Genomic DNA, 15,491 nt, shown 5'->3' on the forward strand with positions numbered 1-15,491 from the left:
CATTGCGACTTTATTTTTCTTAATTCACTTTTGGCTCCTGTTCCATTTCCCAAAGCTTTTCAAAAAACGGCTGTCCTTTAATTAATTTTTCGCATAGCTGCTCATGTTTGTCGGACCAGCCGTATTTTGTCTCTTCGTATAAGTGCTGCCATGCTTCTTCAAACGACATTTTTTGAATATCAGGATATTTTTGCGGCGCCCATTCCGTATACCAGTAGCGTACCTCTGCAACGTTTTTCGTCGAATGAAGTTGGTCAAGCACCATAAATAAAAGTTGTTTAAGCTGTCGTTCCTTTCGTGTAAGTCCCATCATCCATTCAGGGGATGGCGACAAAATATGATGTTCTTTTTCATGAGCAGGCAGCGGATATGGTTCTTCTTGATGTTCAGCGACCATTTCGTATACTAGCTGCTCCTGTCTCGGAATAAGGCGGCTTTTCCGAATCGGAATGTTATAACCAATCGTATCAACAGCAAGAATGCCATAACCGTCTGTAATGACAAAACAATAATCAAGCTGAATGCGTTCATGATTTTTGCGCACATATGCTTTTTGATATACGTCTTCAAGAAGCTGCTTTGGGATTTCCGATAAACTGTTTTCAATATAGTTGAATAGCGCAGAAGACACTTTAAGAAGCGGTACTTGATCGAGCAGTTCCACTTGATCATCTTTCCGCCATTCATGGAAATGGCATACGTTGTATCCGTTCTCTTCCCCTTCAAACCAATTGACCCAAATATCATGCAGATACAGCATACGATACCCCTCACTTCCAAACCTATTTGTCCATCAGTATAGGCAGAGGGGCGAATTTTATTCCATACTACCCTTTTTTATCCATTACTCTTCTCGGTAAGGGAAGTATAAGCTTCCCCACATTAGTAAAAGTCCTATTGGTAATAAATAACATTCTACTCTTGTGCAAATATATGAAAAATATTCGCTCCATCCCCGCTCTGGCGTCATAATGTTTAAATAAGCAATAACGGTTATCCCGCCAATGACAGAAACTCCAAAACCGACTAAATAAATAAATATGCGAATCATCGGGTCCCTCTTCTTTCTCTTAACTTGTCCATCTTATTTTTACATATATGAGCACCCGATGATCATCATGACTATTCGTTTTTCTCTAACGCGGCAAGCTGCAGCATCTGTTCTGAATCGATGCCCATTAACCTGGAAAAGCGAGCACCATGTTCAAGGCAACGACGGACTATATAATATCCCACTGCATAACCAAGCATGGCTGGATAAAAACCGAGACCATAGAGAAGTCGAGAATATAACGGATGTTGTGGTAAAATTGACTGATATGGTGAAACATATCGTTTCCAAAAATGATCAAGTTGTTCATCCGAGTAATAGGTCGTCCAGCTTGCTTGATGACTCTTGCCAACATAACGGCCAACAGCATTTTCGGCAAGTCCTTCTAGTACGATCGCGTCTAAAAGTGTAACGCCTTCATCTTCCTTTTTTTGTTTTTTCAGGCGGCAAACATGATTATACTCATGTGTGATCAATGCCTCGATTTCTTTGTCCGTATGATGCGGTAATAAAAAAATAAGCAATTTATCGTGAAAAGCGACTCCGCCTTTACTATTAAACTCACGAGCCAATTTTCGATTATGTGTGTCTGCTGGAAAAAGAAAAAGAGGCACATCTGGACCGTTCCATTCCTTTTTTCGCTTCTCGTAAACCGCCTCGACTCGTTCCCATATGTTTTTTTGTTTCATTTGCTTAATCATTTCTCCGATATTTTTTGACGGTTGATACATACCGTAACGCACGAGATAAAGATAAATATCACGTGCTCTGGCGTTTGGAAAGTAGGAAGTTAGATGTTGGCATAGCCGAATAGGATTGTCATGCCATTCATTGAGCCATTGGTCGGTACGAATAACAGGCATCTTTTTCACCTCTTTTTCCGTTTTTTCTATCGTATGACGGAAAAGAAAAAGAGGTCAACTACCCAACGGCTAAACGGCTAAAGCCGTGGGCTTGCAGCTAGCCTAATTGGCTGCCGCGTTCGGCTGGTTGACAGCAGCCCTGCGGATGTTTTCCGCAGCCACGTTGTCGGCAGGGGCAGCGTACCCACAAGCTCGACAACAAAACTGATCCCTTGACGGTCTGTTTTCTTTGGCCACATGTCCGCAAACCGGACAGGTGCGGGAAGTATTTTTTGGATGAACCAATACCACCGGCACGCCAGCGATCGCCGCTTTATACTCAATAAACTTTCTCAACTGATAAAAAGACCAAGAAGAGTGTTGACGACGCTGTTGCTTTTTAACCGTTTTCTCGGTGCGTTGGCGGATGCCCTTTAAATCTTCAAGGGAAATGCCGCATCCGAGTGCCTTTGCCTTTTCAACAATCTTCTTGCTAATGCAGTGGTTCACATCACGGGCAAATAGTTTTTCCTTCTTGGAACGCTTCTTAAGCAGGCGTTTCGCTGACTTGGTGCCTTTCTTTTGGAGTTTGGCGCGAAGTTTCGCATGGCGGCGGCGCAGCCCGTTGACCTTCGAGCCGGAAAATACCTCACCGGTGCTATCGACGGCGATATTAATGATGCCAAGATCCACACCGATAAATCCGTTTTCGGAATTGGGCTGGCCTTCGGGAACGTCCACCACGAGCAGTAAATAAAAAATACCGTTTTGAAGGACTAAATCGGCTTGACCCCGAACACGGTTGCCGCACAGCAAACCTTGATGGTAGCGGCTAATGACCATAGGGATTTCCATTCTTCCTTGCAAGGTAAGGATGGAAGCATACTCTAACCCTTTAAAGGACAGGATTCTTTCATCATACACGATGGCACCGGTTTCTTTAAAGTTATGCAAGGTTTTTTTATCCAAACGATAGCTTTCCGACACTTTGCCGATGGCACGAACGGTCATTTGGGCAGAGAGGCCAAATTTTTCCCTGACGTCATAGTAGCAAAGCCGCTGGATTTTCGTTTTGGAAAAGGTTCTGGAGCGAAAAGCAATCTCGCTAATATAGTTGCATGCTTGGTTAAACCGTTTCATTGTTTCCAGCAGCGCATGAAACTGTTCAAGAGTTGGCATTAATTTAATCTTGAGAGTGCAGAGCATTCTTGATTCACCTACCTTTCTAAATCCAGTGTACTTATATTGAACGAAAAATTCAATATATACTGAAAATATAAACCCCGCCTTCCTCCACAGCTAAAGCAGTGGGCTTCCGGCGGATGTTCTCGTGAAAAACGGCTATCTCTCTTCTATCGAGATAGCCGTTTTCCATTATTTTGTATATTTTTGAAAATCAACGTTGCATTATGTCCGCCAAATCCAAGAGAATTGCTTAACACTGCGTTTACTTCTTGCTTTCTTGCCTCATTTGGCACATAGTCCAAATCGCATTCCGGATCAGGAGTTTCATAGTTCATCGTCGGCGGAATCATTCCATCTTTAATCGCTAATACGGAAAATATCGCTTCTACTGCTCCAGCCGCTCCTAACAAATGACCGGTCATCGATTTTGTCGAGCTGACCGCCAGTTTGTACGCATGGTCGCCAAACACTTCTTTAATCGCCATCGTTTCATATTTGTCATTGTATTCCGTACTTGTGCCATGGGCATTAATATAGTCAATATCTTCCGGCTGCATTCCCGCATCTGCCAACGCTTGGCGCATCGCGCGAACACCGCCTTCCCCTCCTGGGGCTGGCGCAGTGATATGATATGCATCCCCTGTCGCACCATAGCCGACAATTTCTGCATAAATCGGCGCGCCGCGGCGCAACGCATGCTCTAGCTCTTCTAATACGAGAATGCCGGCGCCTTCACCCATGACAAAGCCATCCCGATTTTTATCAAACGGACGGCTTGCCGTTCTTGGGTCTGGGTTCGTAGATAATGCCGTATTTGCACAAAATCCGGCTAACGCCATTTTCGTAATCGGCGCTTCTGTACCGCCAGTAATCATTACATCGGCATCGCCGCGTTGAATGACCTTAAACGCATCACCAATGGAATTTGTCCCTGTTGCACAAGCAGTGACCGTACAAGAATTGATTCCTTTTGCACCTAGAATAATAGATACTTGCCCTGCTGCCATATCCGGAATCATCATCGGCACAAAAAACGGGCTTACGCGACGGTAGCCGCGTTGTTGGAAAATTTCAAACTGCTGTTCAAACGTTTCCATTCCGCCGATGCCAGATCCGATCCAAACGCCGACTCTTGCCGCATTTTCTTCTGTAATTTCTAATTTTGCATCTTTTACCGCCATCAACGAGGCAGCGACAGCATATTGCGTAAAACGATCCATTTTACGTGCTTCACGTCGATCCATAAAGTCTTCCGGATTGAAATCTTTCACTTCTGCTGCTACTTTTGCCGGGAATTCATCTGGATTGACACGAGTAAGCATCCCTATTCCCGACTTGCCGGCAATAATGTTTTTCCATGTTGTTTCCACATCGTTTCCAAGCGGTGTTACTGCACCAAGACCTGTAACAACGACTCGTCTTTTTTCCATCGCTTCCGTCTCTCCTTTTTATCCGTATTGAGCTGCTAGCGGCCCCAACGTAAAGCGATTGCACCCCACGTTAATCCGCCGCCAAATCCAACCATAATTATGAGATCATCATCTTTGATTTTACCTGCTTCTAATTCTTCGACAATAGAAATCGGAATGGAAGCCGCTGAAGTGTTTCCATATTTTCGAATAGTTGTTGACATTTTCTCCTCCGGCAGTTCAAGACGCTGCCTTGCCGCCTCGACAATGCGAATATTCGCTTGATGTGGAATGAGAAAATCAACGTCGTTTTTCGATAATCCTGCTTTTTCTAAGACGTGAATGCACGATTCACCCATTTGACGAACGGCAAATTTAAACACTTCTCTACCGTTCATTACGATATATTCTTCTTTATATAAATGTTTTCCTCCTGTTCCGTCTGCACCTAATTCAAACGATAAAATACCACGTCCCTCGGAAACAGGCCCCATCACGACCGCACCAGCACCGTCGCCAAATAGCACTGCCGTATTGCGGTCATTCCAATCGATGATTTTGGATAATTTTTCAGCTCCCACTACCAATATATAACGATATGCGCCATTGTCAATAAATTGGCTTGCTGTGACCATTCCATAAATAAAGCCGGCACATGCCGCGCTAATATCCAATGCTGCTGCTTTTACCGCTCCAAGCCGTTCCTGCAGCATGCAGGACACAGATGGAAATGCCCTGTCAGGAGTTACCGTTGCTACTAAAATTAAATCAATATCTTGCGGAGAAATTTTTGCGTCCTCGATCGCTTTTTTCGCTGCAAAATATGCCATATCGGAAGTATCCATATCATCAGTGGCTATTCTTCGTTCTTCAATTCCCGTTCTCGTCCGAATCCATTCATCAGACGTATCCATCATCTTTTCCAAATCAAAATTTGTTAACACCTTTTCCGGCAAATACCGGCCGATTCCAATAATACCTGCTCCCACACTGAACATCTCCTTTAGTAGTATATAACCAATTATTATTACTTGGTACTAATTTTATCGGAAATAGAAAAAACGCGCAATAGAAATATGCAACACATGTGATTTGTCTAGTCACTTCTTAATTTTTTACATACAGTGCTAATAAAGATAAAGAAAAGGAGGCGGTGTTACGATGGATGATAAAGAGCAGTCAAAACAACCTAGCGAGCAGTTAGATCGTTTTTCCCGTTTAATGTTCGGTCCCTTTCCTCCACGATCTCATCAATCACATGATAATCCAGCTGCTCGTACGGAGTCTTCTTCACAGCAAGACATTGATTTTATGCAGATCATTCAAAATATTGATACGCTGGTCGCTTCGTTTGACCAATTAAAACCATTGATGAGAAAAATTACTTCTTTGGTAGATATGTTTAAAAAATAAGAGGCGTCGTTAGACGGCGCCTCTTTTATTATTAACTCTTAATAACTAACAATAATTCCTCTACCGTTCCGATCATCAATAGAGGAATTCATGGAAGCTCATTATATTGTTGAAAAAATTGATCGATCGCTTTGCCAAATTGGTACCGTTTTTCCGGCAAACAATAAATCACATGAACGTTATGGTTAGTCGTCCTCATCCATTGCTCATATTTTCGACAATGTAGAGAGGATGGGTAAGGAGTAATTCCTGATAATTGCCATATTTTTATTGGAACTTGATGCGGAACAAGCAGCAGTGAAGGAACCGCTTTTTCGGCATTTGCCTCGTCTATATCGTATGCAAGCGCTATTTCTCTTGCCATTCGCTTATAAAAAAACTTATTTTCCTTTTCATACTCAAGTTGAGCGCGTAAATCTAGACAAGGGCTTAACATCACAATCGCGCGGATTTGCTTTGGCATTGTTTCAAGGAGCTGCAAAGCCACAAGCGCTCCCATTCCTTCCGCAAGAATATAAATACGATTGTTTAATATTTCACTTTTTAATACGTAGTAAATAAGTTGCTTAGCCAAGCGTACGGCTTTAGGACTTCCCCAATGCCGGCCGTATAAATGAGAGTAAAAAATGGTATAACCATATTCGAGCAACTCGCAAAGAAGATGATGGCGTCCTTTGTGCTCTATCCAAAAACTTGTATGTTCATTAACAAAATGATTCGTATCGCCAATAATAAAGACAGCAAATCCGTTTGGGCGCTCTGGCAAATGAATGATACACCACTGATCGTCGAGCTGAAAAAATCGTTGTTGAATCGTCATTGATATCCACCCTTGTTTTTACGATGCATAATTGTACAATATACAGTATGCGGAACGAAAAAAAAAGTACGGGTATATGCCTAAAAGATCAAGTTGTGGTAAGATAAGAAAAGGAAGCTAGAGAGATTGGGGGGAAGAAGCATGCGGCTTTTTTGGACGTTTTTCTGGACGTTCCTTTTAGTGCAAATGGCTACATACGTCATTGGCTCTATGCAAGGAATTCCATATAATTTTTCAACAGGGGCTTTATTAGGGGCGATCTTTACTATTTTGGTTATTATTGTAGCAAGCTTGATTCCTGATGAACCGATAGAACACCACTAAGAAAAACTAACAACAAGGCTGTCCTAAAATGAAGGACAGCCTTGTTTCTATTATTGGACTTCTACAACGATTTGCCCGTTCCGATAATCCACTACAACCGTGCTGTAGTCTTTCACACGTCCGGCGACAATTTCTTTTGCAAGCGGTGTTTCAATTTGCTTTTGCATAAATCGTTTTAACGGACGCGCCCCGTAAACCGGGTCAAATCCAGACTCGGCGATATATTCTTTTGCTTTATCTGTCAAAGAAAGCGAAATATGACGGTCGCTAAGCCGTTTCGCTAATTCGTTCGCAAACTTTGTCACGATTCCTTTTATTTCATTCATGGTTAACGGCTTAAATAAAACAATGTCGTCGATTCGGTTTAAAAATTCCGGACGGAAATGCGCGCGCAATTGCTGTAATACTTGCTCACGCGTCTCTTCTTTAATCTCTCCATTTTCCGTAACTCCTTCTAGCAGTAAATGCGACCCGATATTCGATGTCATAATCACAACCGTATTTTTAAAATCAACGGTACGTCCTTGCGAGTCAGTAATACGCCCATCATCCAGCATTTGCAATAAAATATTGAACACTTCTGGATGCGCCTTTTCAATTTCGTCTAACAGGATGACGGAATACGGTTTGCGCCGCACCGCTTCCGTTAGCTGTCCTCCTTCTTCATAGCCGACATAGCCCGGAGGAGCTCCAATCAAGCGAGAAACAGCATGTTTTTCCATATACTCGGACATATCGATGCGGATCATTTGTTCTTCACTGTCAAACAACGCTTGTGCGAGCGTTTTTGCTAGTTCTGTTTTCCCGACTCCTGTCGGTCCTAAAAAGATAAAGGAACCAATCGGACGATTAGGATCTTTAATGCCAGCACGCGCCCGCAACACCGCATCAGCAACAAGTTCAACCGCTTCATCTTGACCGATGACTCGTTCATGCAGCAATTCGTGCAGACGCAATAACTTTTCCCGCTCTCCTTCGACTAATTTCGTTAACGGGATTCCCGTCCATCGCGAAACGATTTCCGCAATTTCTTCCTCTGTTACTTCTTCGCGGAGAAGACGGCCTTCTTGACTATTTTCATTCATTTGTTGTTCAAGCTGCTTTAATTGTTTTTCTAACTGCGGAATGCGGCCGTGACGAAGTTCTGCTGCTTTATTTAAATCGTATTCATTTTCCGCTTCTTCTAATTCCCGCTTTGCTTTTTCCAGCGCTTCGCGAACGTCACGCACGCGCTGGATAGCTTCTTTTTCCTGCTGCCATTGCGCTTTCATACTGTTCGCTTTTTCCCGTAAGTCAGCCAGCTCTTTGGTGAGCGCTTCAAGACGTTCTTTACTCGCTTCGTCTGTTTCTTTTCGCAATGCTGCTTCTTCGATTTCCAATTGCATGACGCGGCGCATCACTTCATCCAGCTCCGATGGCATGGAATCCATTTCGGTACGGATGGTCGCACATGCTTCATCGACTAAGTCAATCGCTTTGTCAGGCAAAAATCGATCCGAAATGTAGCGATCGGCCAATGTCGCCGCCGCAACAAGGGCACGGTCATGAATTTTCACTCCATGATGAACCTCAAACCGTTCTTTTAAGCCGCGCAAAATCGAAATCGTATCTTCCACGCTCGGTTCTTCGACAAGAACTTGCTGGAAGCGCCGTTCGAGTGCCGGATCTTTCTCAATATATTGCCGGTATTCGTCAAGTGTGGTTGCACCGATACAATGCAACTCGCCGCGCGCCAACATCGGCTTTAACATGTTGCCCGCATCTATCGCTCCTTCTGCCCTTCCGGCACCGACAATCGTATGCAATTCATCGATAAATAAAATAATTCTCCCTTCGCTTTTCTTTATTTCATTCAATACCGCTTTTAGACGTTCTTCAAATTCGCCGCGAAACTTCGCCCCGGCGACGAGTGAACTCATATCTAAAGCAAAAATCGTCTTATCCTTCAATCCTTCCGGAACATCTTTGCGAACGATGCGTTGCGCCAATCCTTCTACAATTGCCGTTTTCCCAACACCCGGTTCCCCGATAAGCACCGGGTTGTTTTTCGTTTTGCGTGATAAAATGCGAATAACACGGCGAATTTCGCTATCACGACCAATGACAGGATCAATTTTTCCCGCTTTCACTTCAGCGACTAAATCGCGGCCGTATTTTTTTAATGCTTCATATGTAGCTTCTGGATTTGGACTTGTCACGCGCTGATTCCCCCTTATTTCCGTCAATACGTGCAACAATGAAGAACGGTTAATGTTGTAACGATGAAAAAGTCGTCCGATATCATCGGCCTCCGATGTAAAGGCAAGCAGTAAATGCTCAACAGAAATATATTCGTCTTGCATATTTTTTGCTTCTTCTTCCGCTTTTGTCAACAATCGCTGCAGTCGTTGGGACATATAAAGGTTTTCCGCACCAGCCCCAAGCACTTCTGGCTTTTTCTTTAACAACATTTGCAGTTCATGAGTGAATGCGTCTATATTAACTCGAAGCAGTGTGAAGATTCTTCTCGCAAGCCCTTCTTCTTGCTGCAATAATGCGAGCAGCAAGTGTTCGACATCGAGTTGCTGATGATGGCGCCGAATGGCAATCGATTGAGCCTCAAGAAAAGCCTCCTGCACTTTCTCCGTAAACTTATTTGCGTTCATCGACTTTCCCTCTCTTTTGACCTTTTTTGACCTTTAAGTATATTATAGCGGATGCCGACTTTTCTTTTCAAATAGAAAGCCACTCCAATATAGGAATGGCTTTGTAGTGGGGAATATACGGAACCAGGATGGCGACATTTCGCCGTTGCTCACAGGACGTGGGCAGCCTTTAGGCGAAATTGGGCCGCCTCCGCTTTTCTTCTTGTCCAGCTCGGCGGCTAGCTCTCTTGTGCGAAATAACCTTCTCCCTTGAAGTGCAAGCACTTCAGCGGTCGAAGAACATTTCGCTTCGAGAGCTGTTCGCGCCGCCTCCGCTTTTCTTTATTATGGTTTTCTCTTATATGTCCAGTGGCGATTGTGATTTGATGTTTCCGGGAACGTATCTCCTGCTTTTAGTTTTATTTTTTTTGGATTTTTGACGTTATCACCTGTTTCGCCAATTTCAATATATATACCGTTGTTCGGCGCTTTGTCGCCTGGTTGGAAATGGCGCTGTTGTCCCATTGCAGCATCCCCCTTATCCGAAGTATATTTTTATCATTCCCGTCTGTTCCTTTGTTCATAACCATACAAATAATGGCTGCATGAAAAAAGCACCGGCATATCTCCGGTGCGATTTCGTCATAATAACGATAGTAAAATCGCCTTCTGTACGTGAAGCCGATTTCCGGCCTGTTGGAAGACAAACGAATTTGGTCCATCAATCACATCGGCTGTTACTTCTTCATCGCGGTGGGCTGGCAAGCAATGAAGAAACATATAATCAGGTTTTGCATGTTTTGCTAATTCGCAATTGACTTGAAACGGTTGAAACACCGCAAGACGCTGCTCGCTTTCTTGTTCTTGCCCCATGCTCGTCCATACGTCTGTATAAATGATGTCCGCGTTGGTGACCGCTTCGACTGGATTATGCGTGACTGCAACATTCGCTCCTGTTTGTTTTCCAATTTGCATTGCCGCATTTACATACTTCTCTTTTGGCTCATAACCAGCCGGGCAAGCGATCACACAGTCCATGCCAACTTTTGCAGCCGCAATCATAAGCGCGTGTGCGACGTTGTTGCCATCACCGACATAGGCAAGTTTCAATCCTTTTAACGTGTTCTTCACTTCATAAATCGTTAATAAGTCAGCCAGCGCTTGACACGGGTGATCATCATCGGTCAGTCCGTTAATAACCGGAATCGTCGCATATTCAGCGAGCTCCTCCAATTTTTGATGAGCGAATGTGCGAATCATAATCGCGTCAACATATTGCGATAATACTCTCGCCGTATCGGCGATCGTTTCTCCTCGTCCAAGCTGCAAATCATTGCTATTTAAATAAAGCGCACTACCACCGAGCTGGGTCATTCCCACCTCAAATGATACTCTCGTGCGGGTGGATGGTTTTTCAAAAATCATCGCTAACGTTTTTCCAACAAGCGGAGTATACAATTGTCCGGCAAGCTGTTTTTGCTTTAATTCCTTGGCAAGTGTCAACAAATAATGAATATCTTCTGTTGAAATGTCCATTAATGTTAAAAAATCTTTTCCTTTTAATGAAACGACTGTTTTCATATAATCACCGCTTTCTCGATTTGTTTTTTCTTTTCAAGCCATTCTTGAATGGATGAAACAGAAAACTTTTTCACACCGACTGCTTGTAAAAAGAGACAGAACGTTTCGATTTCTGTAAACGTCATAATTTGCCGGGACAACGCAAGCATTCTATATTGGCTGTTTCCGTCTTTTTGCAAATCTAAAAACGCTAACGCTTCCTTTCGTTTTATCCATTCGGAAAACGGTATGTCGGAAACAATGATTAATTGTTTTTCCTTTATAATTTGAAGAAGTTCATCGCTTATTTCACCGTTCACATAAATTTCTCGTGCTTTATGTTTTTTTGCTAAATACGAATAAAACGCCTTTGCCGCCGCTTCTTCCATTGTTTTTGCAATGCTGATTCCCTCTCCCGTCGACTTCATTTCTGGTCCAACAAGCGGATCGACTCCCGGCAATTTATATGTCGAAAATACCGGATATTTTAAAACAATATATGGCAAGCTCGCCAAACGCCGCTGTTTTTCGTCAACGACATCGCTTAAACATTTCCCAAGCAATAATTTTGTCGCAATTTGCGCGAGCGGTATGCCTGTTGCCTTGCTGACGATCGGAACGGTCCGGCTTGCGCGCGGGTTCACTTCCAATACGTATACCTGATCGTTGGCAATGACATATTGAATATTCATAATGCCTTTAAATTGTAATTTCTTTACAATTTTTTCGGCGTACGTAATGATTTTGGATTGTTCTTCATCCGTAATCGTTTGCGCTGGCAGCATTGCATAGCTGTCTCCTGAATGTACTCCAGCCTTTTCCACATGTTCGATAATCGTCGGAAGTAAAATATCGTTTCCATCCGCAACAACATCGACTTCTGCTTCTTTTCCGTCTAAATATGCATCGATCAGCACAGGGTACGTAATTATTCGCTGCTCTAGCAGCGCGCATAATTGTTGTTCATTTTTCACAATGAACATTCCTCTGCCGCCAATGACATAAGAAGGACGAAGCAATATCGGATAACCGATTTTTTTGGCGTTCGAAATAAGTTCTTCTTCGTTATTTGCCATCATTCCCGGTACGTGTGGAATATCCAATTCTTCTAATAGCTGATAAAAACGATCACGATCTTCAAGCTGGTCAATCACATCATAAGTGACGCCGAGAAGAGTGATATTCGCTTCTTCGAGCCCTTTCACGAGATTAATTGCCGTCTGTCCTCCGAACTGAACAATGACTTTTTTAATCTGTTCCGCTTCTATCACGTTCAACACTTCTTCTAAAGTAAGCGGCTCGAAATAGAGACGGTCAGCCACAGCAAAATCAGTGCTGACGGTTTCCGGATTATTGTTCATCAATACCGTTTCATATCCTTCTTCTTGAAGTGCGTACACACTGTGGACAGAGCTGTAATCAAACTCGATTCCTTGCCCGATTCGAATCGGTCCTGCGCCAATAATCAATACTTTCTCTTTATCGCTTTTTTTCCGTTCATCTTCGCCGAAATATGTCGAATAGTAATAATCCGTTTCTGAATGGAATTCTGCCGCGCACGTATCGACCATTTTATATGCCGGAACGATGCCAAGTTGTTTTCGCTTTTCTCTTACGTCTTTTTCCTTCACGTTCCATACTTCCGCTAAAAACGCATCAGAAAACCCTTTTTCTTTCAACAGACGGAACGTCGATTCATCAATATGTTCTAAGCTCGTTTCTTTCGCTTTCTTTTCTAATTCGATCAGCTGATAAAACGAATGCAAAAAGAAACGGTCGATTTTTGTTAATTCATATACGGTATCGATCCTTTCTCCGCGACGGAACAATTCGAGAATCGCAAAAAAGCGGCGATCATCTTTTCGAACAAGCAGTTGTTTGAGCTCATCATCTGTATGGGAAGCAAGTTCTGGTAAATACAATCCGTTATTCGCACCTTCTAATGAGTAAACCGCTTTTTGAAACGCTCGTTCCATGTTGCGGTCAATCGCCATCACTTCTCCCGTCGCTTTCATTTGCGTGCCAAGCTGGCGATCGCCGAAAGGAAATTTATCAAACGGCAAGCGCGGAAATTTTACAACGACATAATCGAGTGCTGGTTCAAAGCTTGCGTACGTCGTTTTCGTTACTGGATTAAGAAGTTCCGCCAATGTATAGCCGACTGCTAATTTCGCGGCTATGCGTGCGATCGGGTATCCCGTCGCTTTCGATGCAAGCGCCGATGAACGGCTGACACGCGGATTTACTTCAATTAAATAGTATCGTTTGCTAAACGGATCTAGCGCGAACTGAATGTTGCATCCTCCAATGATACCGAGCGCCGAAATAATTTTGATGGCTGAAGATCGCAACATTTGGTATTCCTCGTCCGTCAACGTTTGCGATGGAGCAACAACGATAGAGTCACCGGTATGGATGCCGACGGGATCGACGTTTTCCATATTGCAAACAGTAATGCACGTATTCGTATGGTCGCGCATTACTTCATATTCAATTTCCTTATATCCAGCTACGCTTCGTTCAATAAGACATTGCGTAATTGGACTTTCCGCGAGTCCTTTTTCGACTAGATCAATAAATTGTTCCATCGTTTCTGCGATTCCCCCGCCCGTTCCTCCGAGTGTATAGGCGGGGCGAATAATGATCGGAAATCCGATTTTTTCGGCAAAAGCGACCGCTTCATCGACACTCGTAATAATTTCACTCTCCGGAACTGGTTCGCCTAATTCATACATGAGCGCGCGAAACGCTTCGCGGTCCTCTCCTCTTTTAATCGCTTCAATCGGAGTTCCGAGCAGTTTCACCCCATATTTTTCTAAAATTCCTTCTTCATGAAGCTGAAATGCTAAGTTTAGTCCCGTCTGTCCCCCAAATGTCGCCAATAGCCCGTCTGGTCGCTCTTTCGCGATAATCGCCTCCACGCTATCCACCGTCAACGGCTCAAAGTACACGGCATCGGCATGAACTTCGTCTGTCATAATCGTTGCCGGATTGTTATTCACTAAAATAACGCGGTACCCTTCTTCTTTTAAGGCAATACACGCTTGTGTGCCGGAATAGTCAAACTCCGCCGCCTGTCCGATGACAATCGGACCGGATCCGATGATTAAAATCGATTGCAGCGATGTATCTTTAGGCATATACTTTCTCTCCTTTTACTACCGTTTGCAAAAACTCGTCAAAAATATGGTTCGTATCGCTAGGACCTGGATGCGCCTCCGGATGATATTGCACCGATAAAATTGGTTTGTGGCGGTGTACTATTCCTTCGACGGAACCGTCATTGACGTTTGTAAATCGGATATTAAACGGGGTGTTGGCTAAACTTTCTTTCTTAACCACATAACTATGATTTTGTGATGTCATAAACACTTTTTGTTTTACCGTATCATACACAGGCTGATTTGCTCCCCGATGGCCGAAGCGAAGTTTTTCCGTGTCTGCGCCGTATGAAAGCGCCACTAACTGATGACCTAGACAAATCGCTAACGTTGGATAATGGTCAATAATTTGGCGAATGTTTGCTAACTGCTTGGAAAGTTGTTTTGGATCTCCTGGGCCATTGGACAACACGATTCCATCCGGCTTCATTGATTCGATCATTTCAAATGAAGTATGGTACGGAACGACGGTAACCTTGCATCCCCGCGCTACCAATGACTGCAAAATCGATTTTTTGTAGCCAAAATCGATTAATACGAGATGAGGCCCGCCGCTTCCGTATGTTTCGATTTTCGCAGTCGACACATCATGAACAGGAAACGGGTTTTCATGAAATGCCGCCGTGTTACATGACGGTGAAACAGTAAGTTGTGCCATCATCGTCCCTTCATTGCGAATTTCCTTTACTAATGCACGCGTATCAACATGGGAAAGCAACGGAATATTCCATTGCTGCAAGTATTCCTTTAAGCTGTATTTCGCTTCGTAATGATATCCTTTGCTGCTCGCTTCATATACAATAACCGCCTGTACATGCGGGCGCTTGCTTTCAAAATCATCTGCGTTAATCCCGTAATTTCCGATTAACGGGTACGTAAACACGATGATTTGATTCTTATAAGAAGGATCGGTTAATACTTCTTGATACCCGGTCATGCCGGTAAAAAAAACGATTTCTCCGCTCACTTCTTCATTTGGAAGCGGCGATTCCAACTGTCCGACAAATGTCTTTCCGTTTGCTAAATGCAAATATGCTTCCATGAATGACACCTCATGCTCGAATTTTTATTTATATTACAGAATTTTTATTCACCTATTAAG

General features: G+C 43.4%; 14 protein-coding genes. 2 read left to right on the top strand and 12 right to left on the bottom strand.

Annotated features, from left to right (window positions below; genetic code table 11):
• Window positions 1–19: 19 nt before the first annotated feature.
• The 6 genes from NXM86_RS14100 to NXM86_RS14125 form a co-directional block, all read right to left on the bottom strand.
• On the bottom strand, window positions 20–760 hold the full coding sequence (locus tag NXM86_RS14100) for a YjbA family protein (RefSeq protein ID WP_498958183.1): 741 nt from the start codon (window positions 758–760) through the stop codon (window positions 20–22).
• Window positions 761–844: 84 nt separating this feature from the next.
• Window positions 845–1,051, bottom strand: coding sequence for a YuzI family membrane protein (locus tag NXM86_RS14105; RefSeq protein ID WP_012749439.1), 207 nt, complete (start codon window positions 1,049–1,051; stop codon window positions 845–847).
• A gap of 71 nt (window positions 1,052–1,122) precedes the next feature.
• Window positions 1,123–1,914 carry a DUF2268 domain-containing putative Zn-dependent protease gene (locus NXM86_RS14110; protein ID WP_498958184.1) on the bottom strand — a complete coding sequence of 264 codons (792 nt, stop codon included), beginning with the start codon at window positions 1,912–1,914 and terminating at the stop codon, window positions 1,123–1,125.
• Between the two features lie 102 nt (window positions 1,915–2,016).
• Window positions 2,017–3,099 carry an RNA-guided endonuclease InsQ/TnpB family protein gene (locus NXM86_RS14115; RefSeq protein WP_498958185.1) on the bottom strand — a complete coding sequence of 361 codons (1,083 nt, stop codon included), beginning with the start codon at window positions 3,097–3,099 and terminating at the stop codon, window positions 2,017–2,019.
• Between the two features lie 146 nt (window positions 3,100–3,245).
• A complete protein-coding gene (fabF, locus tag NXM86_RS14120; protein WP_498958186.1) occupies window positions 3,246–4,508 on the bottom strand; it encodes a beta-ketoacyl-ACP synthase II in 1,263 nt (420 codons plus the stop codon).
• Between the two features lie 35 nt (window positions 4,509–4,543).
• Window positions 4,544–5,476, bottom strand: coding sequence for a beta-ketoacyl-ACP synthase III (locus tag NXM86_RS14125; RefSeq protein ID WP_012749436.1), 933 nt, complete (start codon window positions 5,474–5,476; stop codon window positions 4,544–4,546).
• Between the two features lie 172 nt (window positions 5,477–5,648).
• On the opposite strand from NXM86_RS14125, the gene NXM86_RS14130 reads away from it, so the two are divergent.
• Complete coding sequence (locus tag NXM86_RS14130) at window positions 5,649–5,900, top strand: hypothetical protein (protein ID WP_062679118.1); 252 nt, start codon at window positions 5,649–5,651, stop codon at window positions 5,898–5,900.
• Between the two features lie 88 nt (window positions 5,901–5,988).
• On the opposite strand, the gene NXM86_RS14135 is transcribed toward NXM86_RS14130, so the two are convergent.
• The gene (locus tag NXM86_RS14135) at window positions 5,989–6,720 is read right to left on the bottom strand and encodes an alpha/beta hydrolase family protein (RefSeq protein ID WP_012749434.1); all 732 of its coding nucleotides are present in this window, start codon (window positions 6,718–6,720) and stop codon (window positions 5,989–5,991) included.
• Between the two features lie 141 nt (window positions 6,721–6,861).
• On the opposite strand from NXM86_RS14135, the gene NXM86_RS14140 reads away from it, so the two are divergent.
• Complete coding sequence (locus tag NXM86_RS14140; protein WP_012749433.1) at window positions 6,862–7,044, top strand: YjzD family protein; 183 nt, start codon at window positions 6,862–6,864, stop codon at window positions 7,042–7,044.
• Window positions 7,045–7,094: 50 nt separating this feature from the next.
• Here NXM86_RS14140 and clpB read toward each other — a convergent pair whose 3' ends face one another.
• From clpB to NXM86_RS14165, 5 genes are all read right to left on the bottom strand, one after another.
• A complete protein-coding gene (gene clpB, locus NXM86_RS14145; protein ID WP_062679120.1) occupies window positions 7,095–9,689 on the bottom strand; it encodes an ATP-dependent chaperone ClpB in 2,595 nt (864 codons plus the stop codon).
• A gap of 324 nt (window positions 9,690–10,013) precedes the next feature.
• Window positions 10,014–10,193: a YjzC family protein gene (locus NXM86_RS14150; protein WP_062753763.1), complete on the bottom strand. Its 180-nt coding sequence runs from the start codon at window positions 10,191–10,193 to the stop codon at window positions 10,014–10,016.
• A 117-nt stretch (window positions 10,194–10,310) separates the two neighbouring features.
• The gene (gene argF, locus NXM86_RS14155; protein WP_012749429.1) at window positions 10,311–11,249 is read right to left on the bottom strand and encodes an ornithine carbamoyltransferase; all 939 of its coding nucleotides are present in this window, start codon (window positions 11,247–11,249) and stop codon (window positions 10,311–10,313) included.
• Window positions 11,246–14,368 carry a carbamoyl-phosphate synthase (glutamine-hydrolyzing) large subunit gene (gene carB, locus NXM86_RS14160; RefSeq protein WP_097354213.1) on the bottom strand — a complete coding sequence of 1,041 codons (3,123 nt, stop codon included), beginning with the start codon at window positions 14,366–14,368 and terminating at the stop codon, window positions 11,246–11,248. Before carB ends, argF begins: the two co-directional genes overlap by 4 nt.
• Window positions 14,361–15,431, bottom strand: a complete 1,071-nt coding sequence (locus NXM86_RS14165) for a carbamoyl phosphate synthase small subunit (RefSeq protein WP_062679123.1) — start codon at window positions 15,429–15,431, stop codon at window positions 14,361–14,363. Before NXM86_RS14165 ends, carB begins: the two co-directional genes overlap by 8 nt.
• Window positions 15,432–15,491 lie beyond the last annotated feature (60 nt).

The sequence above is a fragment of the Geobacillus sp. CX412 genome (assembly GCF_027942335.1).
Lineage (GTDB): Bacteria > Bacillota > Bacilli > Bacillales > Anoxybacillaceae > Parageobacillus_B > Parageobacillus_B toebii.

Coding starts and splice junctions, on each gene's coding strand:
- NXM86_RS14135 (WP_012749434.1), bottom strand. CDS start 6,720: ATGACGATTCAACAACGATTTTTTCAGCTCGACGATCAGTGGTGTATC.
- clpB (WP_062679120.1), bottom strand. CDS start 9,689: ATGAACGCAAATAAGTTTACGGAGAAAGTGCAGGAGGCTTTTCTTGAG.
- NXM86_RS14150 (WP_062753763.1), bottom strand. CDS start 10,193: ATGGGACAACAGCGCCATTTCCAACCAGGCGACAAAGCGCCGAACAAC.
- NXM86_RS14105 (WP_012749439.1), bottom strand. CDS start 1,051: ATGATTCGCATATTTATTTATTTAGTCGGTTTTGGAGTTTCTGTCATT.
- argF (WP_012749429.1), bottom strand. CDS start 11,249: ATGAAAACAGTCGTTTCATTAAAAGGAAAAGATTTTTTAACATTAATG.
- NXM86_RS14165 (WP_062679123.1), bottom strand. CDS start 15,431: ATGGAAGCATATTTGCATTTAGCAAACGGAAAGACATTTGTCGGACAG.
- fabF (WP_498958186.1), bottom strand. CDS start 4,508: ATGGAAAAAAGACGAGTCGTTGTTACAGGTCTTGGTGCAGTAACACCG.
- NXM86_RS14140 (WP_012749433.1), top strand. CDS start 6,862: ATGCGGCTTTTTTGGACGTTTTTCTGGACGTTCCTTTTAGTGCAAATG.
- NXM86_RS14115 (WP_498958185.1), bottom strand. CDS start 3,099: ATGCTCTGCACTCTCAAGATTAAATTAATGCCAACTCTTGAACAGTTT.
- NXM86_RS14130 (WP_062679118.1), top strand. CDS start 5,649: ATGGATGATAAAGAGCAGTCAAAACAACCTAGCGAGCAGTTAGATCGT.
- NXM86_RS14110 (WP_498958184.1), bottom strand. CDS start 1,914: ATGCCTGTTATTCGTACCGACCAATGGCTCAATGAATGGCATGACAAT.
- carB (WP_097354213.1), bottom strand. CDS start 14,368: ATGCCTAAAGATACATCGCTGCAATCGATTTTAATCATCGGATCCGGT.
- NXM86_RS14100 (WP_498958183.1), bottom strand. CDS start 760: ATGCTGTATCTGCATGATATTTGGGTCAATTGGTTTGAAGGGGAAGAG.